The organism is Micromonospora sp. WMMD734 (assembly GCF_049178975.1).
GTDB lineage: Bacteria > Actinomycetota > Actinomycetes > Mycobacteriales > Micromonosporaceae > Micromonospora > Micromonospora wenchangensis.
This window is the reverse complement of record NZ_JBMHMK010000001.1, coordinates 5,484,574-5,510,438: the sequence shown is the minus strand read 5'-3', so window position 1 is coordinate 5,510,438 and position 25,865 is coordinate 5,484,574. Positions and strand designations below refer to the sequence as shown.

The following is a 25,865-nucleotide window of genomic DNA, read 5'->3' as shown; positions in this document are numbered from 1 at the left end:
GCCCCCGTCGCCGGCCCGACAGTGCAACGCACGCTCCGTCACGCTGTGCCGGCAGGTGGTCACCGTTTCCGGGGTCCGCCCGCTTGACCTGGCGTCCTACTGTGCCGCAGGTGACCGACGTACCGGATCAGACGCTCGCCGACGCTACCGCCGTACTCCATTCGGCGCTGAACGGGGACGGCGACGCCGTGGTCGGCACATTCGACGCCGTGGTGGACCGGTCGGGGCTCGCCGGGGCGTACACGGTCGCCTGGACCCTGGCCGCGACGATGGTCGGTGACCCGCCGCCGCCCGGCAGCTGCGCGTTGGACTTCCCCGGCATCGACGAGGCAGGGTACGACACCCGCTGGGTGGCCCGGTTCGTCAGCGCGTACGCCAACCACGACGCCGACACCGGCGAGGCGCTGTTCGGGGCGGCGGTCGCCGACGGGCAACTGCCGGACTGCCTGCTCACCCTCGCCGGCTCGGCGGTGGCGACGCTGCGCAGCCGGGCCGGCTGACCCGCCCGGCCCCACCGCCCGTCCCCACGGCGGCAGGGCCGACGGCAGGGTTCAGTACGCGTGGTACGCCACCAGCGGCTCGTACTCGTAGCGCAGGTTGGAGAAGCGGACCTTGAAGTTCGCGCCGTCGCGCACGTTGGTGGCGACGGTGATCCAGTCCGACTTCGCCGGCAGGTAGGTGAGGTAGTTGCACTTGCTGGTCTTGTCGATGAAGACCACGCACGCCTCGGTGCCGAACTCGCTGCTGTTCTTGACGTTGACGTCCTGGCACCTGGTGCTCGCCTTGTAGGGCCCGGCGTCTCCACCCCACCCGCCGACCTGGAAGTACGAGCGGACCGCCCCGCCGTAGCAGGTGGCGGCCGACGCGAAGAGGTTCGCCTCCGGCGCGGCGTGCGCGGGTGCGCCGTACCAGAGCAGGGGCAGGGTGGCGACGATCGCTGTCAGGCGGGCGGTCCGGGATGCCATGGTGGTGCCTCCAGGGAAGAGGACGGACCCTGTGTCGTGGACAGGGCGCGGTGAGTGGCGATGATATCTGTCGATCTCCGATCCCGCTGTGACAGACCGGTGAACCTTCTGTGGTACCAGTGACGCATGTCCGAGGCGATGCTCAGCAAGGTGCGCAAGCTCCTGGCCCAGGCCGAGGACCCGGCCTGCACCCCCGCCGAGTCGGCCGCGTTCACCGCCAAGGCCACCGAGTTGATCGCCCGGTACGGCGTCGACCGGGCCCTGCTGGCCGCCCGCGACCCGACCACCGACCCGGTCGGCGACCGGGTGGTCGACGTCGTCGCCCCGTACGCCAGGGACAAGGCCGGGCTGCTCGCCGCGGTGGCCGACCCGCTGCGCTGCCGCTGCGTACGCCGACCCGACGGCAGCGGGTTCGTGCTGCACCTGTTCGGCTTCGCCAGCGACCTGGAACGGGTCGACCTGCTCTTCACCTCGTTGCTGGTGCAGGCCGCGCACGGGCTCGCCGGCACCGTGGTCCCCTCCGGCGAACACCCGGCCGCGTTCCGCCGCTCCTGGCTGGCCGGCTTCGCCCGGGTGGTCGCCGAACGGCTCCGGGCCGCCGAGGCGGGTGCGGCGGCCGAACGCGGCACGCCCTCGGTCGCGCTGGTGCTGGCCGACCGCTCGGACCGGGTGGCCCGCCGGGTCGCCGAGGTCTATCCCCGGCTACGGACCGCGCCGACCCGCCGGCTCGCCGGCTCCGGGTTCGGCGCGGGCGCGGCGGCCGGCCACCGGGCCGACCTCGGCGGTCCCGATCCGGTCGGCCGCCCGACCGGTCGGACACCCCTCGGTGGCCCGCCCCGCTGACCGGCCTGGTTCTCCCGGGTCGGGCCGGCGGACCTCGGCCGCGTGGCGTCGCTCAGCGCGGGTCGGGGACGGCCCGGGTGAGGGTGTCCAGGTAGCGGCCGAGCAACTCGTGCCAGCCGGCGGTCAACGCCGCGCGGTAGCCCTCGGCGGCCTCACCGTGCCTGTCGAAGTGGCGGTGCTCCAGCTCGATGCGGGTCCGCCCCGACTCGTCCGGCAGGAACAGCACCTCCACCTCGCTGGCCCGCGCCGGATCGGGCACCGGCACCCGGTCGGGGCCGAGCTGCCAGGTGAAGACGAGCCGCCGCGGCGGGTCCCAGGTGAGCACCCGTCCCCAGTCGCCCCGGAAGCCGTACGGGCCGATCTCGTAGAGCATGCCGCCGGCCCGGGGTTCCATCCCCAGCTCGGCCAGGGCCGCCGGCCCCGACCAGGTGTACTCACGGACCCACCAGTCTGCCAACGAGCCGGTGAAGACCGCGAACGCCCGCTCGGCGGGGGCGGGGACGAGGAGCGTGGAGCGCAGCGAGTACCGGTCGACGTCCTGACGGACGCCTTCCGGATTCACGTTCTCCTGCCCCATAGGCCCGGACCATACCGGCTGGGGGTGCGCTCTGCAGCGCCCCTTACCGGCTCTTTTCGGTCAGTGGGCAGTCAGCGACCCAACGAGGGTGCTGGATCTTCCGGGGTGGGTCGCCTGCTGCGGTGGTCGATGCCGGGGCAGGGCCGGATACACGAAAACGGTGACCGCGTTTCCGCAGGTCACCGTTTTCTGTAGCCCGGCGAAAGGCTATGTGGCCAGGGGCGGGGTCGAACCGCCGACCTTCCGATTTTCAGTCGGACGCTCGTACCAACTGAGCTACCTGGCCTGGTGCTTCGGGACATGGTACCCGGAGGGCGGGTTATCCGCCGACAGGGTGCCTCGCCCCGATACGCAGAACGCCGCGCACTGGTACACGCGGCGTCGGCGCTGGCGGTCCTGACGGGACTTGAACCCGCGACCTCCGCCTTGACAGGGCGGCGAGCACTCCAACTGCTCCACAGGACCTTGCTCTGTTGCCTCCGGCTGAGCCGGACCGTGCCCCCAACGGGATTCGAACCCGTGCTACCGCCTTGAAAGGGCGGCGTCCTGGGCCGCTAGACGATGAGGGCGGCCCCGCCATCATTGCACACTCGCAACTTCAAGCGGACTTGCTCCCATCCGGCCCCGCCGGAGGCATGAGAAGCATATGCCATGCCCCGGCGGTCGACCAAACCGGTATGCCCGCCGGGGTGCGGCCCGGCAAAGCAGCAGGTCAGCGAGGTGGAGCGATGCCGAAACGGCGCTTGAGGTCGCCGATGACCTGCGGCACGGCACCCAGGGTGCGGCTCCGGTCGCCCCCGCCGTCGTGCATCAGCACCACCGCACCGGGGCGGGAGGCACTCCTGATCCGCCCGGAGATCACCCCGGACGTGGGCTTCGCCCAGTCCTGGGGGTCGACGGTCCAGTGCAGCGACCGCATGCCGAGTTCCTTGGCGACCTGCACCACCTCCGGCGTCCACCGGCCACCCGGCTGGCGGTAGAACGGCACCTTCGCGCCCGGGACCGCCTTGGTGATGGCCTGGTTGGTGCGCACCAGGTCGGCCCGGATGTCGGCGACCGGCCGGCGGCCCAGGTCGACGTCGTGGTGCCAGCTGTGGTTGCAGAGCTGGTGCCCCTCCCGGACGATCCGGGCCACCAGCTCCGGGTGCTTGCGCACCTGGGTGCCGACCACGCAGAACGTCGCCTTCACCTTGTTCGCCCGCAGCTGGTTGAGCACCCGGGGCGTCCAGGTCGGGTCGGGGCCGTCGTCGAAGGTCAACGCCACCGCGCGTACCCCGGTCGCCTTGCGCAGCCCGGCGGGGAGCGTCTTGGGCTTCGGCCGGAGCCGGGGCTTCGGCTTGGTGGGCGACGGCTTCGGGGACGGGGTGTGGGCCGGCTCCGGTGCGGTGGTGGTCGGGGCGGGCGCCGCTGCCGGCCGGACGTTCCGGTGCTGGTCGCCGCAGCCGGCGACCAGCAGGAGCAGGCCGAGGGCGACCGCCAGAACGGGGCGTGAACGCATCGTCACTCCGGGGGATGGGGTACGCGGACGGCCCCGACGGTAGTTCACGAAAGCGAAATATGTCAGGCCCGGTCGGCCCCCGTCGACTGGTCCAGCGAGTCCCGTACGGCCAGCGCGAGCGAAACCGCCTCGGCCAGGTCGACCGGGCGGACCACCCCGGCGGGCAGCGTGTCGGCCCGCCAGCCCGGCCCGGCGGCGAGCACCAGCAGCGGCCGGCGGGGCACCGCGAGCAGTGCGGACAACTGCGCCGGATCGGCGGTCGGCCGGGTATGCGACCAGACCACCACCGCCGCCGGCCCGGTCCGGTTGACCGCCTCGACGAGTGCCGCCGCCGGCACCCGGGCACCGAGCATCCGGTAGGCCACCCCCGCCTCGGCCAGCGCTGCGGCGAGCGCCTCCAGCGGCAGGGTGTGCTGCTCCTCGTCGGCGCAGGAGAGCAGGATGCGGGCCGGTCCGGTGGCCCGGCCGGACCGGGCGACCGCCGCGAACGCCTCGGAGACGCACCGGGACACCAGGTGCTCCACGTCGATCAGGCCGGCGGTGGCGACGTGCCGTTCCCCGATGCCGGCCAGCACCGGCCGGAGCAGCCCCTCCCAGGTGGCGACGACCCCGTCGGCGGCCAGGGCGTGCGAGATCGTGTCGCTGATCACTTCCGCGTCCAGCCGCATGGCGGCGCGGGCCAGTCCCCGGGCCGCCGGTCCGGCCCGGCCGACCGGGATGGTCTGCCCGCCGCCGTCCCGGCCGTTGCCGGCCCGTAGCCGGGAGGTGACCCCGGGGCCGGGGACGACCGGCCCCTGTTTCGCCCAGCGGGCCGCCTCCGCCGGGGTTACCCCCTCGGCGGTGAGCTTGCGCATGATCTCCAGGCGGGCCAGGTCGGCAGGCGTGTAGCGCCGGTGGTGGCCCGGGACGTGCTGGCTGGGGCCGAGGCCGTAGCGCTGGTGCCAGGTGCGCAGCGTGGTGACCGCCACACCCAGGCGGCGTGCCACGGCCCCTGCGCTCAGCGGCTCATCGGCCACCCGACCGCTCCGACGCGTGGTCCACCCGGTGGCCGGACGGGGTGGCGGAGGCGGCACGGGGGCCGCCTGCGGGGGCGTCGGGGCCGGCCGGAGCCGGGTGGAGCAGCCGGCTCACCACCCCGCCGAGCCAGGGGGCGTACGCGCGCGGATCGGCGTCGATCTCGGCCAGCAACCGGGTCGGGTCAGCCCAGCGCAGCTCGGCCACCTCGTCCGGATCGGGTGCGAGGGGCAGGTCGACGGGCACGTCGGCCCGGAGCACGTGGTCGTACTCGAACTCGACCCGACCGGTGGCCGGGTCCTCGGCGTAGTAGAGGTAGACACCGACCCCGGTCAGCGACACCGGCCCGGTGCCCAGTTCCTCGGCGAGCCGGCGGTTGGCCGCCTCGGCCAGGGACTCGCCCGGCAGCGGGTGCCCGCAGCAGGAGTTGGCCCAGCGCAGCGGGAACCGGGTCTTCACCTCGGCCCGTCGTTGCAGGAGCACCCGGCCGTCCGGGTCGACCAGCAGCACCGAGAAGGCCCGGTGCAGCTGGCCGGGCCCCTGGTGGGCGGCGGCGACGGTGGCCTCACCGAGCACCTGACCGGTGTCGTCGACCAACTCGACGAGGTGGCCCTCCCGGGATTTCACCTGGTCACCGACCCGCGCCGGTGATGCGGTTGGCGGCCAGCTTGCCGGAGATCAGCACCATCGGCACGCCCACGCCCGGCTGGGTGCCGGAACCGGTGAAGACGACGTTGGGCAGGCCGGGGTGCAGGTTGGACGGGCGGAACGGCCCGGTCTGGAAGAGGCTGTGCGCGGCGGCGAACGGCGTACCGGCGGCCATTCCCTGCTCCTCCCACTCGGCGGGGGTGATCGTACGCAACACCTCGATGCCGGCGCCGAACCCGACGTACCCGCGTTCCTCCAGGGTGGTGACGAGCTGGTCGGCGTAGCGCCGGCTCAGGTCACCCCGCCAGTCGAACGGGGCCCGGTCGAGGTTGGGCACCGGGGCCAGCACGTAGTAGGTGTGCCGGCCGGCCGGGGCGACCGACGGGTCGGTCCGGCTCGGGTTGGTGACCAGCAGCGAGGGGTCGGTCATCAGCTCGCCGCGCCCGATCACCTCGTCGAAGGTGCCCTTCCACGACCGTCCGAAATGGATGTTGTGATGAGCGATCTTCCCATACCCCTGGGTCGATCCGACGTGCAGGACGACGCAGGATGGCGAGTAGGTCAGCTTCCGCTGCCGACCCCCGGGCAGCAGGTCGCGGTAGGCGACCGGCAGGTCCGGGTTGAGCACCACCACGTCGGCCGGGACCAGTTCGCCGTCGGCGGTGACCACGCCGGTGGCGCGGCCGTTGGCGGTCTCCACCCGGGCGACAGTGGTGTCGTAGCGGATCTGGACGCCGTGCTTCTCGGCCGCGCCGGCCATCCCCCTGGCGACGGCGTGGATGCCGCCGCGCGGGAAGTAGACCCCGGCCACCGAGTCGAGGTACGCGATGACGCTGTAGATGGCCAGCGCGTCGTGCGGCGCGAGCCCGGCGTACATCGCCTGGAAGGAGAAGATCCGCTGGGTGCGGGGATCGGAGAAGAACTGGTTGATCTTGGTCTGGAGGCGGCGGAACGCCCCGTTCGCCAGCAACTTCAGCAGGTTGCCGGTGAGCAGGTCGGTCGGGGCGTCCAGGTTGCGGTCGATGAAGTCGGCCCGCTCCCAGTTCCACAGGTTGCGGGCGTAGTCGACGAACCGCAGGTAGCCGTCGGCCTCGCGGGGTCCGCAGACCCGGGAGATCTCGGCCGCCATCCGGGCGGTGTCGGTGATCACGTCCAGGGTGGAACCGTCCGGGTAGTAGGCCCGGTAGGCGGGGTCCAGCGGGGTCAGGTCGAGCCAGTCGTGCAGTTCCTCGCCGACCGCGCCGAGCGCCTCGGCGATCAGGTCGGGCATGGTGAGCACGGTGGGGCCGGTGTCGAACTCGTACCCGTCGACGCTGAGCCGCCCGGCCCGGCCGCCCGGCACCGGTTCGCGTTCCAGCACGGTCACCTGCCGGCCGCTGCCGGCCAGGTGCAGCGCGCACGCCAGCCCACCCAGGCCCGCGCCCACGACCACCACCCGGTCCGTACGCCCCGTCACGGTCCGCACGCGACCACCTCCTTCACGAAGTTGCCCATCATGCCCGCCGCGTGGTGGCGGCGGTGGCGAGACCGGTCAGCGCGGTGCGCGCGGTCTCGTCGATCGACGCGGTCTCCAGCGCGGCCAGCGCGTCGGCGACCCGGTCGGAGATCATCAGTTCCACCCGGGCGACCGCCCCGGTGTCGGCGACGAGTTCGGCCAGCCGGGCCAGCTCCCGGCCGCCGGTGACGCCGCCGGCCCGCTCCAACGCCCGCCGCTGGCTGCCGGTGGCGAGTTGCCGGGCGAGCATCAGCAGCGTGGTCGGCTTGCCGGTACGCAGGTCGTCGCCGGCCGGTTTGCCGGTGGCGGCCGGGTCGCCGTAGACGCCGAGCAGGTCGTCGCGGAGCTGGAACGCCTCGCCGACCGCCAGCCCGTACCGGGTGTACGCGGCGATCAGCGGCGTGTCGGCGTCGGTGCCGGCCAGGCAGGCACCGAAGAGCAGCGGACGCTGCACCGTGTAGCTGGCCGTCTTGTAGCGGGCCACCCGCAGCGCCCGGTCCACCGACCAGTTCGCCGCGTCGTTCTCGCCGAGCACGTCGAGGTACTGCCCGGCGATGGTCTCGACCCGCATCTGGTCGTAGCAGCGCCGCACCTCCATGAGCCGGGACGGCGGCACGGTGGCGTGGGCGAGCAGCCGGTCGGCCCAGACCAGGCAGAGGTCGCCGATGAGGACGGCGACCGACTCGCCGAACCGGTGCGGGTCGCCGGTGTGGCCGGCGGTGACGTGCCGCTCGGCGGCGGCCCGGTGGGCGGTGGGCAGGCCGCGCCGGGTGTCGGAGGCGTCCATCACGTCGTCGTGCACCAGAGCGAAGGTGTGCAGGAGTTCCAGTGCGGCGAGCGCGGGCAGCACGGCGGGCAGCGGCTCGTCACTGCCCACCACCCCCCGCCAGCCCCAGTAGGCGAAGGTCGGGCGGACCCGCTTGCCGCCGGCCAGCACGCAGTCACGTGCCGTCGCGGCGAAACCGCCCATCGCTGCGTCGATCTCGGTCAGCGCGTCGACCTCACGGGCGAGGAACGCCGACAGCGTGTCGTCGACGCTGTTGACCAGGTCGCGGGCGTAAGCGGCCAGTACGCCGCGGACCGGATCGTCCGTCGCTTCCGGCTGTGCCGGTGCGACGCGGAGCGCATTACCCGCAACTGCGTCGTTGGCCATGTGGGGGAGCGTACCCTAGGGTTACGAGTTGCGTCGATTGCTGCGTCGAATCCGAGGAGGCCCGGTGGACACCGATCTCACCGCTGCCTATGCCCGCTCCCAGGAGCTGCACCGACACCACGGCCGCACCTACTATCTCGCCACCCGGCTGCTGCCCGCTTGGAAACGGCGGCACGTGCACGCCCTGTACGGATTCACCCGCTACGCCGACGAGATCGTCGACCGCACCGAGGACCTGCCGCCCGCCGAACGCGCCGCCCGGCTGGACGCCTGGGGTGCCCGTTTCGTCGCCGGCCTGCACGGCGAACCGGTCGACGACCCGCTGCTGCCGGCGGTGCTGCACACCATCGCCGTGTTCGACCTGGACCGCGCCGACTTCGCGTCGTTCCTGCGCAGCATGGCGATGGACCTGACCGTCATGTCGTACCCGACCTACGACGACCTGCTCGACTACATGGAAGGGTCGGCCGCGGTCATCGGGACCATGATGCTGCCCATCCTCGGCAGCTCCGACCCGGCCGCCGCCCGGGAACCGGCCCGGCAGCTCGGGTTCGCCTTCCAGCTCACCAACTTCATCCGGGACGTCGCCGAGGACCTCGACCGGGGCCGCACCTACCTGCCCGACGAGGACCTGGCCAAGTTCAACGTCACCCGCGAGGACCTGCTCGCCGCGCGGGCCGCCGGCCGCAGCACCGACCGGATCCGCGACCTCGTCGAGTACGAGGTCACCCGCGCCCAGGCCCACTACGCCGCCGCCGCACCGGGCATCACCCTGCTCGCCCCCGCCTCCCAGGCGTGCATGCGCACCGCCTACGCCCTCTACGGCGGCATCCTCGACGAGGTCGCCGCCCAGGACTACGACGTGTTCGTCCAGCGGGCCGTGGTGCCCCAGCGGCGACGGCTGGCGGTGGCCGCGAAGGCGCTGCTCACCCGTACCGGCACCCCGGTCGTGGTGCCCGGCCCGGCGGTGTCGTGAGCGGCCGTACGGCGGTCGTGCTGTTCACCCGCGACCTGCGGGTGCACGACCACCCGGCACTGGCGACGGCCTGCGCCGCCTTCGACCGGGTGGTGCCGCTGTACGTCCTCGACCCGGCCCTGGCCGGCCACTCGCCCAACCGCAACCGGTTCCTGCACCAGTGCCTCGCCGAACTGCGGGACACCCTGCGCGGGCTCGGCGGCGACCTGGTGATCCGCCGGGGCGACCCGGTGGCCGAGACGATCCGGCTCGCCCGCGAGGTCGACGCCGAAGGGATCGGCCTCTCCGCCGACGTCAGCCGCTACGCCCGCCGTCGGGAACGCCGGCTGCGCGCCGAATGCGACAGGCACCGGCTGTTCCTGCGGTTGTTCCCCGGCGTCACCGTCGTCGAACCGGGGGAGCTGCGGCCCGGCGGCGGCGACCACTACCGGGTGTTCACCCCGTACCACCGGGTCTGGTCGGGGGCGCGGTGGCGGGAGGAGCTGGCCGCGCCCCGGCGGGTCACGCTGCCGGACGGGATCGCCGTCGGTCGGCTCCCGGCGGCACCGAAGGGCGAGTCGCCGGACGCCGCGGTCGGCGGCGAGTCCGTCGGGCGACGCCGGCTCACCAGGTGGTTACCCACCCTTCCCCGGTACGACGACATCCACGACGACCTGGCCGCCGACGAGACCTCCCGACTCAGCCCGTACCTGCGGTTCGGCTGTCTGTCCCCGCTGACGGTGGCGAACCGGGCCGACGACCGGGGGCACCCGTTCGTCAGGCAGCTCTGCTGGCGGGACTTCTACCACCAGGTCACCGCCGCCTTCCCGGAGATCGCGGTCAAGGCGTACCGGCGCGGGGCCACCGAGCAGTGGCGGTACGACGCGGCGGCGCTGGACGCCTGGGCCGACGGCCGCACCGGCATGCCGATCGTCGACGCCGGGATGCGCCAACTGCACGCCGAGGGCTGGATGCACAACCGGGCCCGGCTGATCACCGCCGGCTACCTGACCAAGGTGCTCGGCCTCGACTGGCGGCCCGGCCTCGCGGTCTTCTCCCGCTGGCTGCTCGACGGCGACGTGCCCGACAACTCAGGCAACTGGCAGTGGGTGGCCGGCACCGGCAACGACAGCCGCCCCTACCGGGGCCTCAACCCCGTCCGCCAGGCCGAACGCTACGACCCCGACGGCGGGTACGTGCGCCGCTGGGTGCCGGAGCTGGCGACGGTCGCCGGCAAGGCCGTGCACCAGCCGTGGCGGCTGCCCCCCGAGGTACGCCGCACCATCGACTACCCGCCGCCGCTGGAGGTGCCCGGCGCCGACCCGGTCTGGCTGCGCTGATCCGGGCCGGCTCCGCTGCCCGGTCCGGTCCCGCCGGCCGTCGTCGGCTGCGCCGGCCCGGGGCGGTCGGCGCACCGGGGCGGGAATTCCGGGGTGGACCGGTGGCCGGGGGCGGGGCGGTGCGGAATGCTGGCGGGATGGCAGAGCCGGAACTGGTGGACGTGGTCGTGGTCGGGCTCGGCGTGGGCGGCGAGGAGGTGGCCGGGCGACTCGCCGAGGCCGGCCTCAGCGTCGTCGGCGTCGAACGGGACCTGGTCGGCGGGGAGTGCCCGTACTGGGGCTGCGTCCCCAGCAAGATGATGATCCGGGCGGCGAACGCCCTGGCCGAGGCCCGCCGGGTCGACGGGCTGGCCGGGTCGGCGCAGGTCCGCGCCGACTGGGCCCCGGTGGCGAAGCGCATCCGGGAGGAGGCCACCGACACCTGGAACGACCGGGCCGCGGTGGACCGGTTCACCGGCAAGGGCGGCCGGTTCCTGCGCGGCAGCGGCCGACTTGACGGCCCCGGCCGGGTCCGGGTCGGCGACCAGGTGTTCCAGGCCCGGCACGGCATCGTCCTCGGCACCGGCACCCGCCCCTCGATCGCGCCGATCGACGGGCTGGCCGGCACGCCGTACTGGACGAACCACCAGGCGATCGAGGTGGCGGAACTGCCGGCGAGCCTGCTGGTCCTCGGCGGTGGGGCGATCGGGGCGGAACTGGCGCAGGTCTTCGCCCGGTTCGGGGTCGCGGTGACGGTGCTGGAGGCGTCCGGTCGGATCCTCGCCCTGGAGGAACCGGAATCGTCCGAGGTGGCCGCCGCCGCGCTGCGCGCCGACGGGGTGGAGATCGCCACCGAGGTCCGGGCCGACCGGGTCGAGCACGACGGCGACACGTTCACCGTGCACGCCGGTGACCGGTCGTTCAGCGCCGAGAAACTGCTGGTGGTCACCGGCCGCCGGGCCCACCTGGACGAACTGGGGCTGGACACCGTCGGGATCGACGCCGGGCAGCGTTACCTGCCGGTTGACGACCGGATGCACGTCACCGACGGGATCTGGGCGGTCGGCGACGTGACGGGCGAGGGCGCGTTCACCCACATCGCTATGTACCAGGCGTCGATCGTGGTCGCCGACGTGCTCGACCGGGTCCGGCGGGCCGAGGCCGGCCCCGACGCCAGCGGCACCGCCAGCGTGGTCGGTGGCGCCATGGGCGCGGCCAGCGCCGTCGGGGGTTCGATGGGCGCGGCCGGCCCGAGCGGCGCAGCCGGCACCGTGCCCCGCGCCGACTACCGGGCACTGCCCCGGGTCACCTTCACCGACCCCGAGGTGGGCGCGGTCGGGCTCACCGAGCGGCAGGCCCGCGAGCGGGGCATCAACGTGCAGGTCGGGTTCACCGAGCTGTCGTCGTCCACCCGGGGCTGGATCCACAAGAGCGAGCCGGGCGGCTTCATCAAGGTGATCGCCGACGCCGACCAGGGGGTGCTGATCGGGGCGACCTCGGTCGGCCCCGCCGGCGGCGAGGTGCTCTCGGCGCTGGTGGTGGCGGTGCACGCGGCCGTACCGGTCAGCCAGCTCCGGCACATGATCTACGCGTACCCGACGTTCCACCGGGCCATCCAGAGCGCCCTGGACGATCTGAGCTGAACCCGGCGCACCGGCCGGCCCGGCTCACCGCCGCGCCGGCCGGCCCGCCCGCATCCGGTGCCCCCGCCCGGCGGTACGCCCGGCCGGGACCGCTGCGTGGCCCCTGATCGCGCGGTGGCCGGGGGCGGGCCGACTCACTCGCCGTGGCGGCCGGCACCGGCGGCGAAGCGGGCCGCGCCGGCCGGCGCGTCGGACGCGAGCGAGTCCATCCCGTAGGCGAGCTCGATGGCGAGCGCCTCCGGTTCGGGCCGGCCCTCCCCGGCCAGCACCGACGCCCGGTCGTTGCGCAGGCAGGTCTGCGGATGCCCGGCGATCTCGGCGGCCAGCCGTTCGGCCGCCGTCCGTGCCTCACCCGGCGCGACCACCCGGTTCACCAACCCCATCGCGTACGCCTCGTCGGCGGGCACCGGACGGCCGGTGAGGATCAGGTCCATCGCCCGGCTCCGGCCGATCAGCCGGGGCAGCCGTACGGTGCCGCCATCGATCAGCGGCACCCCCCAGCGTCGGCAGAACACCCCGAACACCGCGTCCGACTCGGCGACCCGCAGATCGCACCAGAGCGCCAGCTCCAGGCCGCCGGCCACCGCGTACCCGGAGATCGCCGCGATGACCGGCTTGGACAGTGCCATCCGGGTCGGACCCATCGGGCCGTCGCCGTCGGGCTCGACCCGGTTGCCGCTCGGCGTGCCGATGGCCTTGAGGTCGGCGCCCGAGCAGAACGTGCCGCCCGCGCCCCAGAGCACCGCGACCCGGGCGTCCGGGTCGGCCTCGAACGCGCGGAACGCGTCGGCGAGCGCCCGCGCGGTCGGCCCGTCGACGGCGTTGCGGGACGCCGCCCGGTCGAGGATCACCGTGGTCACCGCCCCGTCCCGGACAACATGCACCGCCATCCCTCCAGCATCCCGCACGCGCCGCGCCCGTGGGTCGTGGCGCTGGTGGGGCGATGTTGCGGTGTCCCGGGGCGCTGATGCCGCTGTCGGGACTCCGTTGAGTGGATCTTCTGGGCCGAAACGACGCATGCGCGACGCCGGTGGCGGGATGTTGCGGGGTCGATGGTGTCGCCTGGGCGCTGTCGAGTCGATCGGGGCGGGAACCCGGATTGGTGCCAGTCGCCCGGTTTGCGACCCGGTCAGGCGGGAAGTCGGACGGGGTGCGAGCGTTGATGACGAAACTCGAACAGGCCACCGCGCTGGACCGTACCGGCGACCGGTTGCAGCGTGCCGTCCAGGCGACCCTGCGCCCGCAGCGGGTACGCGACCTGCTGCACGGCGTCTTCCTGGGCCATCCGCTGCACCCGGCGATGGTGCAGGTGCCGGTGGGCGCCTGGATCAGCGCCGCGGTGGTCGACCTGCTCCCCGGGCAGCGTCGGGCGGCCACCACGCTGGTCGCGCTGGGCACTGTGAGCGCGGTTCCTGCCGCCGTGGCCGGGCTCAACGACTGGGCGGAACTCTCCCGGGACCAGCGTCGGGTGGGGCTGGTCCACGCCGCCGCCAACACCGTCGGCCTGACCCTCTACGCCGGCTCCCTCGCGGCCCGGTTGACCGGCCGGCACGGCGTCGGGCGGGCCCTGGCCTACCTGGGGCTGGGGGCGGCGAGCGCCGGGGCGTACCTCGGCGGGCACCTGGCGTACAAGCAGGGGGCACAGGTCAGCCAGAGCGTCTCCGAGCTGCACCGGATGGGCGACGGGTGGCGGCCGGTGGCCGACCTGGCCGGGCTGCCGCAGCGCAAGCTCGTGACCCGTGAGGTGGACGACGTCTCGGTGATCCTCTACCGGCACGGCGACGAGGTCACCGTCATGCTGGAGCGCTGCCCGCACCAGAGCGGCCCGCTCGGCGAGGGCGAGGTGCAGGAGATCGACGGGCACGCCTGTGTGGTCTGCCCCTGGCACGGCTCGGCGTTCCGGCTCAACGGCGGCGAGGTCGTCCACGGCCCCTCCGCCACCGACCAGCAGATCCTCCCCACCCGCGTGGTCAACGGCACCCTCCAAACCCGCCTCCCCTAACCCCCCCACCCCCCTCGCCCCACCCCACCCACCCACCCTCAGCGTTGATCAAGAGGTTTGCGTCAAAGTTGATCTCCAACTTGACGCAAACCTCTTGATCACTTGACGCAAACCTCTTGATCGCCGGGGCGAGCTGGTCGGGTCGGCGCTCGCCGGGGCGAGCTGGTCGGGGCGGCCCGGGGTGGGGCGAGTGGGGGTGCGGAGGGGAATCGGGTCAGTCGCGGCGGTGGCGGCCGGTTACCAGGTCTCGGGCGGCGGAGGCGCGGCTGCCCATCGAACGGCCCGGGGTACGACCGGTGGTGGTGCGGCTGGTGGACATCCGGGCGGCGGCGATCCGGGCGGCCGAGGTGCGGCCGGCGGTCACCCGGACGGGGCGGCGACGCAGGCCGAGCACCGCACCGATCTGCGCGCCGACGATGCTCGCCACGGCCAGTACCGCCGACACGGCCAGCGGCCTGTTGATCGCGTCGGCCGGGGTGGCCCGGGACGCCCCGGCGGCCATCGCCGGTGGCACGCCGACCGGCCGTTCGGCCGGGGGCTGGGCGGTCTGCGGGGTGGCCGTCCGTGGGGTGGCCGGCCCGATCTTCCCCGGCTTCGGGGTGGCCGGACCGGTCGGCTTCGAGGCGGCGGGCCCGGTCGGCTTGCCCGGGGTGGAAGGCGCACCCTGGTGCTGCGGGTCGGCCTGGCCACCGGGGGTGGTGGCGGGCGGGCGCGGGGACGGCTTGCGGGGCGTGTTCGGGACCAGGTGGCCGCTGGCGTGCCGACGGGCACCCGTGTCGTCGGCCTCGGTGGGGAGCTTGATGAGCTGACCCGGCCGGATCCGGTCGGCGTCGCGCAGGTCGTTGAGCCGGGCCACCTCGGGATAGCGGTCGAAGTCGTCCAGGTAACGTTCGGCGACCTCACCCAGGTAGTCGCCCCGGGCCACCCGGTACACCGGCTTCGCCGCCGGCTTCTCGGCACCGGGGACAGGACCGAGGCCGGAACCGGGTACCGCGCCGTGGGCGACACCGGCGCTGGCACCGATGCCGGCGCTCGGGGCGGCGCCCAGGCCGGTACGGGAGGTGTCCAGCGTCGTCGCCACCCCGGTGCCGGCGGCGGCCGGCATCGGCTGGGTCAGGGTCACCGCCGCGCTCGCCGCCGGGCTGGCCGCGATGATCAGCGCGACCGAGCCCAGCAGGGCCGCCGCCGCCCGCTGCTGCCGGCGCATACCGGGCAGCCGGGGCGTCTGCCGGCGGGTCAGCTGGGCACCGATCTCCACCAGTACCGAGAAGGTGAACGTCGCCCAGCCGAACCAGCCGACCAGCGCGAGCGCCCGGATGAAGAGCTGCCCGTCGTCCCGGCTGGTCAGTACGGTGCCGACCTCGGTGAGGGTGGGCAGGTGGTCGGGCAGCGGGTTGCCGGCGAAGGCGAGCAGCGCCACCGGTGCGCCGACCAGCAACGCCATCAGGACCACCAGTGATCCGAAGCCGGTGAGCAACTGGCCGGTACGTCGGGCGGTGGAGCCACGCGGTGTGGTCATGCTGCCCTCCTTCCTACGGTCTGCCGGTGCGGGGGCACCGGGTGCGTGGGCCGACGGGTCCGCCGGGCCAGCGGGTTCATGGTCGGTCGGTGAGGGTGCGGGCGGTCGCCTCGCCGGCGACGGTGACGGTGCGGTCCATGCCGATCAGACCGAGCAGGTGCCGGCGGTAGACGACGGTGACGCGTACCCTGATCTGCTTCTCGCCGGCGACCACCGGGAAGCTGACCTGCTGGCCGGTCACGTCGGAGTTGCCCCGCAGGTATTGCGCGACGGCCGCGCGGGCACCCGGCTCGTCGATCACCTTGGGCCGGCCTTCGATGGCGGCGGCCCGGTCGATCACCTGGCCGCCGCTGCGGGCCGCCTCGGCGGCCAGGTCGTCGGCGCGTTGCAGGGTACGCAGTTGGCCCGCGCCGTCGTACGCGACACCGATGATCGCCAGCACGCCGATCATGGTGACGGCCAGGAACAGGCTGATCCGGCCCTCGTCACCGGTGGGGCGGGCGGTCATTGCCGGCTCCGGTAACGGTCCAGTGGGGAGCCGAAGGTGGCCTCGACCCGCTTGTCGCCCATCGGCAGGCCGGGGAAGCGCATCCCGGCGAAGGAGACCGTGCAGCTCACCCGGACCCAGATGCTCACCGGTTCGCCGAGTTGCTGCCGGAACGCCGTGCTCAGCGACGTGTGGTCGGAGTTGCGGGTGGAACCCCAGACCGTGACCTGGGGTGCGCTGGCGCAGTTGAGGCCCCGCCAGTCGAGCTGACGGCGGGCGGCCGACCGGGCGGCGCTCTCCGCCGTGCCGGCGTCGCGGGCGATCGAGGCGGCCCGCGCGGCGTCGTGCGCCGCCGCCTCCACCGCCTCGTCGGCCACCGCGACCCGGCCGGCCACCCCGGCCAGCATCAGCAGCGCCAGGAAGGCCGGGGCCAGCACCGCCACCTCCACCGACACCGATCCCCGGGTACGCCCCGCCGCCCGGTCCACCGACACGTCGTCCCGGTGACGCCCGGCGGGCCGCCCGACCATCCCGTCGGGGTAGCCGGGTCGCGGGGCGGGGACGACGGCCCGGTCGCCCCGGACCCGCCGTCGGGCGGGTCGGGTCAGCACGTCGCGCCAGGTGCGCCGGGGCGGGTGGGCGGTCACGGGGTGGTCCACCGTTCGACGGTGCCGTGGGCGGTCTGCCGGACGTCGAACCGAACGGCCGGGATGACGCTCAGGGACTTCCCGGTGACCGTGCAGGTCACCTCGGTCGCGGTGGTGGCGCAGGTGGTCTTCGCGCCGACCAGCCAGTCCCCGGCGGCACCCAGGAAGTGTTTGGCGCGGGCCTCACCCGCCCCGGCCGGCGCCTCCAGGACCCGCTGCGCGTTCACCCCGCTCTGGGCGGCGTGCATCGCCGTCGACCGGGCCACGAACCAGGCGGCGATCTGGACGGAGCCGAAGAGCAGCACCAGCACCGCCGGCATCACCACGGCCAGTTCCACGGGGTTGGCCCCCCGGTCCGTACCCCCGGCGGTGAGCCGGCGGTGGGCGGCCCGGCCGGCGGCACGCAGCCGGGCCGGCACGGCACGCCCGGCGTCGGGTGCGCGCCGGGGTGCGCGCCGGGACCGGGCGGTGGGGGCCGTCCGGTCCCGGCGCGAGCCGACCAGGGGTACGCGGGTCACTTGGTCGGGATGCCGTTCATCCAGCCCTCGGCCTTGGTCAACACGATGCCGGTGACGGCGATGCCGGCGGCGACCAGACCGGCGATGATCACGGCGGTCGGGACGGGGCTGTCGCCCCGATCCGCCTCGCGGCGTAGCTCGGCCAGGCGGGCCACGGTGGCCACGTAGAGGAAGGTGACGAGGTGCATGGCGGGACTCCTTGGGGAGGGTTTGATCAGAGGCGGGCGATGAACGGATAGAGGACGAAGGACAGCAGTACGAAGACGAGCAGCGAGCCGGGAATGTCCAGCCGGCTGGTGACGCCCTCGGCGCGGGCCAGGTTGTCGGTGCGGATCTGGTCCCGGAGCGACTCGGCGCGGCTGCGCAGCGTCTCGTGCACCTGGGCGCCCTCGCTGCCGGAGGACCGCATGATCGCCCCGACGTCGCCCAGCTCCGGAATGCCGATCTTCTCGGCCAACTCCTGCAACTCGTCCCAGGGCGAGTGCATCTGCATCTGGGCGATCCGCAGCGACTCCCGGATGCGGGCGAAGACCCAGCCGTCGCAGACCGCCGCCGCGCGTTCCAGCGACTGCACCGGGCCGTGTGCCGCCGACAGCTGCAACGCCACCAGGTCCAGGTAGGTGCAGACCGCGGCGCGGAACTCCTCCCGGGCGGTGTCCGCCTTGGCCAGCACCGACCGGTGCGCGAGCAGCGCGCAGACCAGCGCGAACCCCAGACTGCCCAGCACCGGTACGACCACCGGCATGCTCACCCCGGCCAGGAAGAGCAGCGCCCCCGCCACCGTCGGGGTGGCTAACCCGACCAGGGCGGAGAGCAGGATCGACATGGTGTACTGCTCGGGGGTCTGGTCGAGCAGGGCGAGCTGGCGGTGCGGCGGGCGCAGCCAGCGGGAGAAGCCCCCCAACCAGTCCGGCCCCCGCCCGGCGGCGACGGCGGTGCCCGCTGGCTGGTGCAGCCGGCGCAGCGCCGGGCCGAGCGCCGGGGAGGCCGGCAGCGCCTCCCGGACCAGCAGGAACAGGCCGAGCCCGATGGCCGCCCCGCCCAGCACCGCGATGGTGAGCTGCCAGTTGAGCGTCACGCGACCACCTCCGCCGGGTCGGGCCTGGGCAGGAACCGGGGCGGCGGCGGGGGCTGGCTCATCGCGCGTACCCAGGCCAGCAGGGCGATGAACGCTGCGGCGAGCACCGCCATCAGCACCTGACCGAAGAACGTCCCGTACGGCCTGACGTACTCGGTGTTGACCAGCCCGTACGCCAGCACGGCCAGGGTCATCCCGGTGAGGAAGCGGACCGCGAACCGGGGCTGGGTGCGTTTGGCCTCCACCTCGCGCCGGGTGGCCACCTCGGCGGAGGCGGCCGACGCGATGGAGCCGAGCACGTCGCCGAGGCGCTCGCCCCGGTCGGTCAGGTGCAGGATCAGCGCGGCGACCACCTGGTCGCAGACCGGGTCGCCGATCTCGTCGGCGAACGCCAGCAGGGCGGACCGGGCCGTCCAGCCGGCCTGGAGGCGGGCGGCGAGCAGCCGTACCTCCTCCTGGATCTCCTCCGGGACGGTGGCGATGGTGGTGACGATCGCCTGCTGGAGGCCCTGTCCGGTGTTGGAGACGTCCTTGAGCCGGCGGGTCCACTCGCCTACCGCCTCGATCCGGGTGATCGCCCGCTCCTCGGCCCGACCCACCGCGAACAGCCAGGGCACGCCCGGCACCGCCACCGCCACGATCAGCCCCACCACCGGCAGCCCGGTCAGCAGGAACGCCAGCGCCCCCGCCACCGCCGCCGCGCCCAGGGTCATCTGGTGCGCCCGCTGGTCCCGCCGGTTGGTGCCGGAGCCGAGCCAGAGCCGGCGCAGCCCGGTGGTCGAGCTCCGGGCCGGTCGGGTCGGTTTGGTGGTGCCGAACAGCGCCACCACGGCCAGCACGATCCCGCCGACGCAGGCCGCGCCGGAGACCACCGCGAGTAGTTCGATGGTGCTCATCGGCGTACCGCCGGGGCGAGGCGGCTGTGCCGGGGCCGACGCCACGCGCCCGCGCCGGCCTCGATGAAACGGGACAGCAGCCGGGCGTCGTAGCCGACCCGCAGCAGTTGCCCACGGACCCGTTCCGGCAGGTGGCGGGGGATGGCCCTACCGTCGGGGCCGGGCCCGAAGACGGTGGTGGTGGTGATCCGGTTGGCGTCGCCGACGCCGATCACCTCCTCCACGTGGGAGACGAACCGGTGCTTGCGTCCGCCGATCGCGGTCTCGTCCTCGACGGTGACGTAGACGATCAGGTCGAGGGCGTTGCCGGCCATCCGGCGGGCCTGGTCGACGGTCATCTCCCGGCCGTGGGCCAGGGCCAGCTCGATGATCCGTTCGCTGACCCCGGCCGGGGTACGGGCGTGGATGGTGCACATCGACCCACGGCTGGTGGTCATCGCCTGGAGCATCGGCACGATCTCCCGGGACCGGACCTCACCGACGATGATCCGCAGCACGCCCATCCGCAGCGACAGCGGGATCAGGTCGGCGATGCTCACCTCGCCGGCGGGCCGACCGTCCAGGCCGCGTTCGCCGTGCCCCTCCCGGGCCTCGAAGCTCATCACCGCCCGGTGCTTGTCGCCGCGGCGGGCCGGCAGCAACTCCCGGCTCTCCTCCAGCAGCACGTACGGCTCGTCGGGCGGGATCTCGTCCATCAACGCCCGGATGACCGTGGTCTTGCCGGCCCCGGCCAGCCCGGCGACCATGATGTTCAACCCGGCCCGCATGGACGCCCGGAGGAAGTCGCGCAGCAGCGGGTCGATCATCTCGTCCAGGTCGGGGCGGCTGCCGGCCAGGTCGTCGAGGCTGACGTCGAGCGTGTTGTGCTTACGGATCACCGCGTACGGGCGGTGGCTGACCAGGAACACCGCCGCCAACCGGCTGCCGTCGGGCAGTTGCAGGTCCAGCGTCGGCTTCGAGGTGGACAGTGACCGCTCGGTGGCCCCGGCCCGGCGGGCCGCCGCCTGGAGGATCTCCACCAGCTCGTCGTCGCTGTCGGCGATCGGCTCACCCCAGTCGACGCCGCCGCCGTGCCGGGTGATGCGCACCTGGTCACAGCCGAGGATGTGCACCTCCTCGATGGTGTCGTCGACCAGCAGGGTCTGTAGCCGGCCCAGCCCGACCAGTTCGGCGGTCACCTGGTCGAGCAGGGTGCGTTCCTCGTCGGCGCTGAGCGGGGTGCCGGCCCGGCGTACCGCGTCGGCGTAGCCGGAGACCACGGCGACGGCGAGCCGGGCCCGCTCGACCTCCTCGGCGTCGGCGTCGAACTCCCGGCCGCGCTGCCACTGGGTGAGCCGTTCGCTCAGCTCCCGGCGCAGCTCGCGGACCACCGCGAAGTCCACCTTCGGCCGGGGTGGCACGACCGGCGCGGGCGTCGGCGGGGCGGCGGCCGGCGGTGGCGCGGGGGTGTGGTGCCGGCCGTTCACCGGGGCCAGCGGCGGCATCGTGGAGGTGACTCCCGGCGGCGGGGTTCGTGGGTCGTGGGAGACCGGCTCAAACCGCATCCGGCACCCCCTGCGCCGGGGTCGGCCAGGCCAACCGGGCCCGCCGTTGCTCCAGCAGTTCCCGTACCGGGGCCTCCAACCCGGCCGCCGCGCGCATCAGCGGCCGTCCGGCGCGGACGGTGCCGCCGAAGCTGAGCGCCTGCGCGGTACGCGGGTCCTCCGGCAAGCGGGCGATCACCGGTACCCCCAACGCCTTGCCGATCTCGGCCTTGCCGTGCCCGTCGCCGACGACCACCAGCCGCAGCGTGCCCGGGGGCACCCGGTGGTGGGTGAAGTCCCGTTCGATGGCCCGGATCATCGACCGGGTGCCGGAGAGGCCGGGAAGCTGCGCCCGGGTCACCAGCAGCACCACGTCGGCGGCGCGCAGCAGCGGCCAGGGCGGCCCGAAGACCTGGAGACGTCCACAGTCGACGATCACGTCGTAGCCGGGGCGGCCCTTCTCCAGGGTGCGGAAGAAGTCGGCGAACCGCTGCCACAGCGGGGCTACGCTGCCGGCCTGCGCCGGGTCCACCACCCCGGGTAGCAGCAGCCGTTCCCGCCGCGGCGCGTCCAGGTCGACCAGTTGCGACCAGAATGTCGACTCCAGGCTGCCGTCGCGCAGCTCACCCACGGCCAGCTCGCCGATGCCGCGCGGCCCGTCGAGCTGGCCGCCCAGGTAACCGGCGAGCACCGAGCCGCCGGCCGGGTCGCACTCGGCGAGCACCAGCCGCCGGCGCCAGCTCAGGGTGCAGGCCAGCGCCGTGGTGGTGACGCCGGGCGACCCCTTCGCCGAGACCAGCGCGATGATGGCCATGGTCAGGCCGCCTCGGTCAGCACGAGGGCGATCCGCTCCTGCGCGGCCAGCACCACCACCGCCGGGACGTCCCGGACCGCGAGCGCCAGGTAGATCACCACGTCGTCGTTCTCCGGGGTGAGGGTGTCGATCACCGTGGCGGTGAACCGGGTGGACGACGGCGAGCTGTCGGAGTCCTCGTCCGGGGTGCTGACCAGCAGCACCTTGTCACCGGGGTGCAGCTTGCGGGCCGGCACCCTGCTCGGCTCCAGGCCGAGCGCGATCTGCTGCTGCCCCTGGCCGAGCAGCGGGGCGTCGGTGAGCTGCGCCATGGTGAGCAGCGAGCCGGGGACCAACGACACGGCGGCCCGCTTGCCGACCACCTCGTCGCGCTTCTTCGCCGGCACCGGGGACAGCCCGGCACCCCCGGAGACCTGCACGCTGACCAGGTCGTCGGCGGTCAGGATGCGGCCCACCTCGACCGGGCGGGCGATCGCCAGGTAGCTGCCGGTGGCCCGTACCGAGGTGACCGCGAAGGCCGCGCCGAGGCCGCCCAACGCGATCAGCAGCACGGCGAGCCCGAGCAGGCCGGGCCGGGTACGGCGCTGCCGGACCACCTTGGGCGGGGCGATCGGCGCGTCCACCGGGGCGCCATCGCGGGTGGCCAGACTCACTGGTACGTCTCCGTTCGCGACTGAGGGTCTCGCAAGATCAGCTCGGCACGGGCGCTCATCGGGTCACCACCTGAAGTTCCTTGATCTGAATGTCGACGACACCGCTGGTACGGGTCTGCGCGATGTCGCCGCTGCGGCCGCCGCCGACCCAGTGCACGTTCCAGAACGTGGTGGCGCTGACCCGGTAGTTGCCGACCTTGGGGTAGCCGTCGTAGCCGCAGGTCGGCGACTTCTTGCCGGCGTTCGGACCGGTCGCCTTGTACGGCGTGCCGGGGCCCCTACAGGTGATCTTCCTGCCGTTGCCCATGTCCCACACGATCCGTTGGACCCGCGCGGTGATCTCCACGGTCAGACCCCGGTCGCTGGCCGAGGCGCGCAGCGGGCCGAAGTAGTTCTCGCCGCTGCTGGCCCACATCCAGACCGGCAGGCCGACCAGGCCGGGGCCGAGGCTGCGCCGGGGGGCGACCGACGCGCGGGGCGGCAGCAGGCTGATCGAGGCGAGCGCCCGACGGGCCAACTCCTCCGGGTCGGGCGGGGTGCCGAAGCCGGGCGGCGGCCCGTCCAGCAGCACCATCGACTGCGCGCCCAGGTCACCCCCGTTGCAGGTCCGGACGTACCACACCTGACCCTCGGGGGCCTCCTCCTGCGGCTCGGCGACCTTGTAGTAGCAGCCGCTGGAGTTGTCGAACCAGCCGAGGTTCGGGTTGTAGCAGGGCAGCGGCTTGCCGTTCCACTGGCACTTCGGGGCCGCGCCGGGGCTGTTCGGGCTGCCCGGCCCGGTGCCACCGCCCGGGTCGCCGGGGGTGCCCGGGTCGTCGTCCCAGACGCTGCAGTCGTTCTGGCCCGGCGGGCACTCCACCCCCGGGCCGGCGGCCTGCACCGGGGCGGGTGGCGCGGCCACGGCCACCAGCACGGCCAGCAGCAGACCGGTGAGTACCCGGCGGGGCACTCCACCGACGGGTCGCAGTGGACGGTGGGCGGCGGGCTCGGGGCCGGTCCGGGAAACGGTGGCGGAATGGGTCGGCACGGGCGTTCCTTCCCGGGTCAACATGGCTGGTCCTCGTGGGCGGCACCGGAGTTGATCAGCCAGCGGCCGTCCGGGTAGCGGGTCGCGGTGGCGGTGGCCAGGTGCCGGGTGCCGGCCGAGCCGGGCACCACCCGTTTGTCCTTGCGGTAGACCAGCCGGTAGCCGGTGGCGTCCAGGCAGTCCTGGATCTCCACGGTCGGCGGGTCGCTGTCGAGGCTGACCGAGGTGACGGAGGGCTGCGACGTCAACGTCCCGGTGCGGACCGCGCCGTGCCGGCGGGCGTCGTCGATCGCCACCCGGACCCGGGTGAGCAGCGGGTCGCCCAGGAACCGGGTCAGCTTGGGATGGCGGGGGTCGCTGTCCCGGCTCGCCTCCCGGGAGGCTTCCAGATATCCGGCGTACGCGGCCAGCGCGGCCCGCTCGGCCGCCTGCTCCGCCTCGGTGGGCCGGCGGTCGTCGCTGGCCGGTCGGGGGGCGGGGGCGGAGGTCGTCTCCGGCGGGTCGGCGCAGCCGGCGAGGGCGGCCACCACGGCGACGACCAGGCAGCTGGTCCAGTGGCGGGATCGCCCTGTACGCATTGCCGTGCCCTCCTCGGTAGCGCCCGGTGGCGACGATCGTGGCGGCTTCCGGGCCTGCGGCGGTACTCCGGGATGTTGTCGATCGGACAGTTCCGGGTGCTGCGGCATTTACCTGTGTGGATCTTGCGTGAACGGGTGGGTGTGGCGTCCGACGCGGCTGCGCGGGGTTGCGTCGTACCCAAGGGGGGAGCATAGGCTGACGTGCGCCGATGCAACAGAGGCAATTCATCCGAGCACTCACCGTGACGGGCAGGAGTGACCGAAGGTGGGCGATGTCCAGGGTGTCCGGCCGGTGTCACAGGTGCCCGCCGATCGTGGGGCGGTGCCCGCCGATCGGGTCGGCCCGGCCGGCGAACCGCCAGCGTCGCCGGAGGATATGGGACGGGTGGAGCGGGCTGGTCCGATCCGTTCCGGGAAGGTCACTGTCGATGCCCCGCAGACGCCCGGCGGGGTGGGGGACGCTCAGTTCTCCACTACGGACACCGACCTGATATCGGACCGTTACGTCGCCCCCGTCCGGACGTCACGCTCCGTGTCTGTCGTCCGAAGGCTGGCCGGGGTGCTGACGGTTGCCCCGGTGCTGCGGCTCGCGGTCGCCAGGTACGCCGTACCCCCGGGGGTGGCCGACCGGGCCGGGTGCGACGGTTGCGGCGCGCCGGTCGGGCTGGACCGGCCGCTGCCGGCGCTCGGGCCGACGGCCCGCTGCCCGGCCTGCGCGGGCCGGGTCGGTGCCGCGCCGTTCGCGGTCGAGGCGCTGCTGGTGGTGGCCGTGGCGGTGCTGGCGCTGGTCGACGGCCCGGTGGCCGAACGGGTCGCGCTGGCCTGGTGGCTCGGCTGGGCGGTCCCGCTCGTGCTGGTGGATCTGGCGGTGCACCGGCTGCCGGACCGGCTCACCTGGCCCGCCGCCGTCGGCACCTGGGCGTTGCTCGGGGTGGCGGCCGTGACCGGGGCGGGTGCCGGGGCGTGGCTGCGGGCGGTGACCGCCGGGGTGGTGCTGGGCCTGGCCTTCGCCACCACCACGCTGCTGCTCGGCCGGCGGGGCTTCGGCCTCGGCGACGCCAAACTCGCGCTCGGGATGGGGGCGTTGCTCGGCTGGCAGGGGTGGGGGGTGCTGGTCACCGGGCTGGTGCTGACCTTCCTGTTGTCGGCGCTGGTCGGGGTGGTGCTGCTGGCCAGTCGCCGGGTCGGGTGGTCGAGTCACCTGCCGTTCGGGCCGTTCCTGGTCGCCGGCACCTGTCTTACGCTCCTGCTGGTCGGCTGATCCGGCTCAGCCGACCCGCTGACCCCGGTCGACCTGCCGGTTGACCGGGTCGGAGTGCCGGCGCAGCATCCCGGCGAGGTACCGGGCCGCGGGGAGGGTGACCAGCAGGGTCACCGCCAGGCCGAGCAGCAGGCCGGCGAGGACGTCGTGCGGGTAGTGCACGCCCACGAAGACCCGGGAGAACGCGGCGAGCAGCGCCAGCGGGGCGGCCAACAGACCCCACCGGGGGGACAGCAGCAGCACTGCGGTGGCCAGCGCCCCGGCGATCGTCGCGTGGTTGCTCGGGAAGGACCAGTCGCCTGGCGGCGGGCAGGGTGCGGCCAGGATGGTGACCGCCCCCCGGCAGGGGCGCTCCTCGTCGAGCAGCGACTTGAGCAGTTCGCTGCACCCGTACGCCAGGACGACGGTGGCCGGCGCGACCAGAGCGAGTGCCCGGCTCCACGGGTCGGCACGGCGCAGCCGGGGCACGGCGAGGGCCACCAGCAGCAGGCCGAGCAGCAGGATCACCGCCTCGGTGAAGTGCACCGCGAACCACTGCACCGGGGCCGGGGCGGCATCGGCCACGTCGACGACGTCGCGGTACCACTCCTTGCTGATATCGGGAATGTCTGTGGTAATCGTCTGACTCATCACTCACCTCACCAAAGTGTCATACCTCTTTTAGTCGCATCGAGGTGTAGGAACCGGGTTGACCGGTCACATGGTGCGTGACACCGCGGCGGGTCCCCGCCCCCGTCACAGCGAGTTCACAG

Annotated in this window: 28 protein-coding genes and 3 tRNA genes; 7 read left to right on the top strand and 24 right to left on the bottom strand. The window is 73.9% G+C overall.

Annotation, left to right across the window (positions count from 1 at the left end; all coding sequences use genetic code 11):
• Window positions 1-110 precede the first annotated feature (110 nt).
• Window positions 111-500, top strand: coding sequence for a hypothetical protein (locus ACN267_RS23760; protein WP_281901378.1), 390 nt, complete (start codon window positions 111-113; stop codon window positions 498-500).
• Window positions 501-551: 51 nt separating this feature from the next.
• Here ACN267_RS23760 and ACN267_RS23755 read toward each other — a convergent pair whose 3' ends face one another.
• Window positions 552-965, bottom strand: coding sequence for a hypothetical protein (locus ACN267_RS23755; protein WP_281901377.1), 414 nt, complete (start codon window positions 963-965; stop codon window positions 552-554).
• A 126-nt stretch (window positions 966-1,091) separates the two neighbouring features.
• Here ACN267_RS23755 and ACN267_RS23750 point away from each other — a divergent pair, with 126 nt between their 5' ends.
• The gene (locus ACN267_RS23750) at window positions 1,092-1,808 is read left to right on the top strand and encodes a DUF2786 domain-containing protein (RefSeq protein ID WP_421489689.1); all 717 of its coding nucleotides are present in this window, start codon (window positions 1,092-1,094) and stop codon (window positions 1,806-1,808) included.
• 52 nt (window positions 1,809-1,860) lie between these two features.
• Here the strand turns inward: ACN267_RS23750 and ACN267_RS23745 are convergent, their stop codons facing one another.
• The 9 genes from ACN267_RS23745 to ACN267_RS23705 all read right to left on the bottom strand — a co-directional run bounded on the left by ACN267_RS23745 (window position 1,861) and on the right by ACN267_RS23705 (window position 8,193).
• Window positions 1,861-2,385 (bottom strand): SRPBCC family protein, encoded by a 525-nt coding sequence (locus ACN267_RS23745; RefSeq protein ID WP_204958541.1) that lies wholly within the window; start codon window positions 2,383-2,385, stop codon window positions 1,861-1,863.
• 212 nt (window positions 2,386-2,597) lie between these two features.
• Window positions 2,598-2,671: transfer RNA gene (locus tag ACN267_RS23740), tRNA-Phe, on the bottom strand.
• Between the two features lie 102 nt (window positions 2,672-2,773).
• A tRNA-Asp gene (locus ACN267_RS23735) sits at window positions 2,774-2,850 on the bottom strand.
• 31 nt (window positions 2,851-2,881) lie between these two features.
• A tRNA-Glu gene (locus ACN267_RS23730) sits at window positions 2,882-2,954 on the bottom strand.
• Between the two features lie 143 nt (window positions 2,955-3,097).
• Complete coding sequence (locus ACN267_RS23725) at window positions 3,098-3,883, bottom strand: polysaccharide deacetylase family protein (protein WP_204958542.1); 786 nt, start codon at window positions 3,881-3,883, stop codon at window positions 3,098-3,100.
• 62 nt (window positions 3,884-3,945) lie between these two features.
• Window positions 3,946-4,899, bottom strand: coding sequence for a MerR family transcriptional regulator (locus ACN267_RS23720; RefSeq protein ID WP_204958543.1), 954 nt, complete (start codon window positions 4,897-4,899; stop codon window positions 3,946-3,948).
• Window positions 4,889-5,524: an isopentenyl-diphosphate Delta-isomerase gene (gene idi / locus ACN267_RS23715; RefSeq protein ID WP_421489688.1), complete on the bottom strand. Its 636-nt coding sequence runs from the start codon at window positions 5,522-5,524 to the stop codon at window positions 4,889-4,891. The genes ACN267_RS23720 and idi overlap by 11 nt, the downstream gene beginning before the upstream one ends.
• Window positions 5,525-5,528: 4 nt before the next feature.
• Complete coding sequence (gene crtI, locus ACN267_RS23710) at window positions 5,529-7,010, bottom strand: phytoene desaturase family protein (protein WP_421489687.1); 1,482 nt, start codon at window positions 7,008-7,010, stop codon at window positions 5,529-5,531.
• A 28-nt stretch (window positions 7,011-7,038) separates the two neighbouring features.
• Complete coding sequence (locus ACN267_RS23705) at window positions 7,039-8,193, bottom strand: polyprenyl synthetase family protein (protein ID WP_204958546.1); 1,155 nt, start codon at window positions 8,191-8,193, stop codon at window positions 7,039-7,041.
• A 64-nt stretch (window positions 8,194-8,257) separates the two neighbouring features.
• Here ACN267_RS23705 and ACN267_RS23700 point away from each other — a divergent pair, with 64 nt between their 5' ends.
• The 3 genes from ACN267_RS23700 to ACN267_RS23690 all read left to right on the top strand — a co-directional run bounded on the left by ACN267_RS23700 (window position 8,258) and on the right by ACN267_RS23690 (window position 12,110).
• Entirely contained in the window at window positions 8,258-9,169 is a 912-nt protein-coding gene (locus tag ACN267_RS23700) for a phytoene/squalene synthase family protein (RefSeq protein ID WP_281901369.1), read from the top strand.
• On the top strand, window positions 9,166-10,488 hold the full coding sequence (locus ACN267_RS23695) for a cryptochrome/photolyase family protein (RefSeq protein WP_281901367.1): 1,323 nt from the start codon (window positions 9,166-9,168) through the stop codon (window positions 10,486-10,488). Before ACN267_RS23700 ends, ACN267_RS23695 begins: the two co-directional genes overlap by 4 nt.
• 137 nt (window positions 10,489-10,625) lie before the next feature.
• Window positions 10,626-12,110, top strand: a complete 1,485-nt coding sequence (locus ACN267_RS23690; RefSeq protein WP_421489686.1) for a dihydrolipoyl dehydrogenase family protein — start codon at window positions 10,626-10,628, stop codon at window positions 12,108-12,110.
• A gap of 134 nt (window positions 12,111-12,244) precedes the next feature.
• On the opposite strand, the gene ACN267_RS23685 is transcribed toward ACN267_RS23690, so the two are convergent.
• On the bottom strand, window positions 12,245-13,000 hold the full coding sequence (locus tag ACN267_RS23685) for a crotonase/enoyl-CoA hydratase family protein (protein WP_421489685.1): 756 nt from the start codon (window positions 12,998-13,000) through the stop codon (window positions 12,245-12,247).
• 272 nt (window positions 13,001-13,272) lie between these two features.
• On the opposite strand from ACN267_RS23685, the gene ACN267_RS23680 reads away from it, so the two are divergent.
• A complete protein-coding gene (locus ACN267_RS23680) occupies window positions 13,273-14,112 on the top strand; it encodes a Rieske 2Fe-2S domain-containing protein (protein WP_421489684.1) in 840 nt (279 codons plus the stop codon).
• 214 nt (window positions 14,113-14,326) lie between these two features.
• Here ACN267_RS23680 and ACN267_RS23675 read toward each other — a convergent pair whose 3' ends face one another.
• The 12 genes from ACN267_RS23675 to ACN267_RS23620 form a co-directional block, all read right to left on the bottom strand.
• Window positions 14,327-15,631 (bottom strand): LysM peptidoglycan-binding domain-containing protein, encoded by a 1,305-nt coding sequence (locus ACN267_RS23675; RefSeq protein WP_421489683.1) that lies wholly within the window; start codon window positions 15,629-15,631, stop codon window positions 14,327-14,329.
• Between the two features lie 76 nt (window positions 15,632-15,707).
• Window positions 15,708-16,139, bottom strand: coding sequence for a hypothetical protein (locus ACN267_RS23670; RefSeq protein ID WP_204958554.1), 432 nt, complete (start codon window positions 16,137-16,139; stop codon window positions 15,708-15,710).
• Window positions 16,136-16,606 carry a TadE/TadG family type IV pilus assembly protein gene (locus ACN267_RS23665; RefSeq protein WP_307821229.1) on the bottom strand — a complete coding sequence of 157 codons (471 nt, stop codon included), beginning with the start codon at window positions 16,604-16,606 and terminating at the stop codon, window positions 16,136-16,138. The genes ACN267_RS23670 and ACN267_RS23665 overlap by 4 nt, the downstream gene beginning before the upstream one ends.
• Before the next feature lie 155 nt (window positions 16,607-16,761).
• Window positions 16,762-17,184 carry a TadE family protein gene (locus tag ACN267_RS23660; protein WP_421490482.1) on the bottom strand — a complete coding sequence of 141 codons (423 nt, stop codon included), beginning with the start codon at window positions 17,182-17,184 and terminating at the stop codon, window positions 16,762-16,764.
• A gap of 95 nt (window positions 17,185-17,279) precedes the next feature.
• Complete coding sequence (locus tag ACN267_RS23655) at window positions 17,280-17,471, bottom strand: hypothetical protein (RefSeq protein WP_421489682.1); 192 nt, start codon at window positions 17,469-17,471, stop codon at window positions 17,280-17,282.
• A 26-nt stretch (window positions 17,472-17,497) separates the two neighbouring features.
• Window positions 17,498-18,361: a type II secretion system F family protein gene (locus ACN267_RS23650; RefSeq protein ID WP_421489681.1), complete on the bottom strand. Its 864-nt coding sequence runs from the start codon at window positions 18,359-18,361 to the stop codon at window positions 17,498-17,500.
• The gene (locus ACN267_RS23645; protein ID WP_204958557.1) at window positions 18,358-19,257 is read right to left on the bottom strand and encodes a type II secretion system F family protein; all 900 of its coding nucleotides are present in this window, start codon (window positions 19,255-19,257) and stop codon (window positions 18,358-18,360) included. Before ACN267_RS23645 ends, ACN267_RS23650 begins: the two co-directional genes overlap by 4 nt.
• Complete coding sequence (locus ACN267_RS23640; protein WP_204958558.1) at window positions 19,254-20,801, bottom strand: CpaF family protein; 1,548 nt, start codon at window positions 20,799-20,801, stop codon at window positions 19,254-19,256. Before ACN267_RS23640 ends, ACN267_RS23645 begins: the two co-directional genes overlap by 4 nt.
• Complete coding sequence (locus tag ACN267_RS23635) at window positions 20,791-21,594, bottom strand: AAA family ATPase (protein ID WP_281901351.1); 804 nt, start codon at window positions 21,592-21,594, stop codon at window positions 20,791-20,793. The genes ACN267_RS23640 and ACN267_RS23635 overlap by 11 nt, the downstream gene beginning before the upstream one ends.
• A gap of 2 nt (window positions 21,595-21,596) precedes the next feature.
• On the bottom strand, window positions 21,597-22,247 hold the full coding sequence (locus tag ACN267_RS23630; protein WP_281901349.1) for an SAF domain-containing protein: 651 nt from the start codon (window positions 22,245-22,247) through the stop codon (window positions 21,597-21,599).
• Window positions 22,248-22,302: 55 nt separating this feature from the next.
• The gene (locus ACN267_RS23625; RefSeq protein WP_372445974.1) at window positions 22,303-23,298 is read right to left on the bottom strand and encodes a hypothetical protein; all 996 of its coding nucleotides are present in this window, start codon (window positions 23,296-23,298) and stop codon (window positions 22,303-22,305) included.
• Entirely contained in the window at window positions 23,292-23,852 is a 561-nt protein-coding gene (locus ACN267_RS23620; protein ID WP_421489680.1) for a hypothetical protein, read from the bottom strand. The genes ACN267_RS23625 and ACN267_RS23620 overlap by 7 nt, the downstream gene beginning before the upstream one ends.
• A 532-nt stretch (window positions 23,853-24,384) precedes the next feature.
• Here ACN267_RS23620 and ACN267_RS23615 point away from each other — a divergent pair.
• Window positions 24,385-25,113, top strand: a complete 729-nt coding sequence (locus ACN267_RS23615) for a prepilin peptidase (RefSeq protein ID WP_421489679.1) — start codon at window positions 24,385-24,387, stop codon at window positions 25,111-25,113.
• A 6-nt stretch (window positions 25,114-25,119) separates the two neighbouring features.
• Here ACN267_RS23615 and ACN267_RS23610 read toward each other — a convergent pair whose 3' ends face one another.
• Window positions 25,120-25,743 (bottom strand): phosphatase PAP2 family protein, encoded by a 624-nt coding sequence (locus ACN267_RS23610; RefSeq protein WP_204958562.1) that lies wholly within the window; start codon window positions 25,741-25,743, stop codon window positions 25,120-25,122.
• Window positions 25,744-25,865 lie beyond the last annotated feature (122 nt).

Bases quoted from the DNA above. Each gene is read 5' to 3' on its own strand.
- ACN267_RS23685 (WP_421489685.1), bottom strand. From the start codon at position 13,000: ATGGCGGTGCATGTTGTCCGGGACGGGGCGGTGACCACGGTGATCCTC.
- ACN267_RS23640 (WP_204958558.1), bottom strand. From the start codon at position 20,801: ATGCGGTTTGAGCCGGTCTCCCACGACCCACGAACCCCGCCGCCGGGA.
- ACN267_RS23705 (WP_204958546.1), bottom strand. From the start codon at position 8,193: ATGGCCAACGACGCAGTTGCGGGTAATGCGCTCCGCGTCGCACCGGCA.
- ACN267_RS23755 (WP_281901377.1), bottom strand. From the start codon at position 965: ATGGCATCCCGGACCGCCCGCCTGACAGCGATCGTCGCCACCCTGCCC.
- ACN267_RS23690 (WP_421489686.1), top strand. From the start codon at position 10,626: ATGGCAGAGCCGGAACTGGTGGACGTGGTCGTGGTCGGGCTCGGCGTG.
- ACN267_RS23610 (WP_204958562.1), bottom strand. From the start codon at position 25,743: ATGAGTCAGACGATTACCACAGACATTCCCGATATCAGCAAGGAGTGG.
- ACN267_RS23680 (WP_421489684.1), top strand. From the start codon at position 13,273: ATGACGAAACTCGAACAGGCCACCGCGCTGGACCGTACCGGCGACCGG.
- ACN267_RS23745 (WP_204958541.1), bottom strand. From the start codon at position 2,385: ATGGGGCAGGAGAACGTGAATCCGGAAGGCGTCCGTCAGGACGTCGAC.
- ACN267_RS23625 (WP_372445974.1), bottom strand. From the start codon at position 23,298: ATGTTGACCCGGGAAGGAACGCCCGTGCCGACCCATTCCGCCACCGTT.
- ACN267_RS23635 (WP_281901351.1), bottom strand. From the start codon at position 21,594: ATGGCCATCATCGCGCTGGTCTCGGCGAAGGGGTCGCCCGGCGTCACC.
- ACN267_RS23750 (WP_421489689.1), top strand. From the start codon at position 1,092: ATGTCCGAGGCGATGCTCAGCAAGGTGCGCAAGCTCCTGGCCCAGGCC.
- ACN267_RS23725 (WP_204958542.1), bottom strand. From the start codon at position 3,883: ATGCGTTCACGCCCCGTTCTGGCGGTCGCCCTCGGCCTGCTCCTGCTG.
- ACN267_RS23620 (WP_421489680.1), bottom strand. From the start codon at position 23,852: ATGCGTACAGGGCGATCCCGCCACTGGACCAGCTGCCTGGTCGTCGCC.
- ACN267_RS23670 (WP_204958554.1), bottom strand. From the start codon at position 16,139: ATGACCGCCCGCCCCACCGGTGACGAGGGCCGGATCAGCCTGTTCCTG.
- ACN267_RS23645 (WP_204958557.1), bottom strand. From the start codon at position 19,257: ATGAGCACCATCGAACTACTCGCGGTGGTCTCCGGCGCGGCCTGCGTC.
- ACN267_RS23655 (WP_421489682.1), bottom strand. From the start codon at position 17,471: ATGCACCTCGTCACCTTCCTCTACGTGGCCACCGTGGCCCGCCTGGCC.
- ACN267_RS23675 (WP_421489683.1), bottom strand. From the start codon at position 15,631: ATGACCACACCGCGTGGCTCCACCGCCCGACGTACCGGCCAGTTGCTC.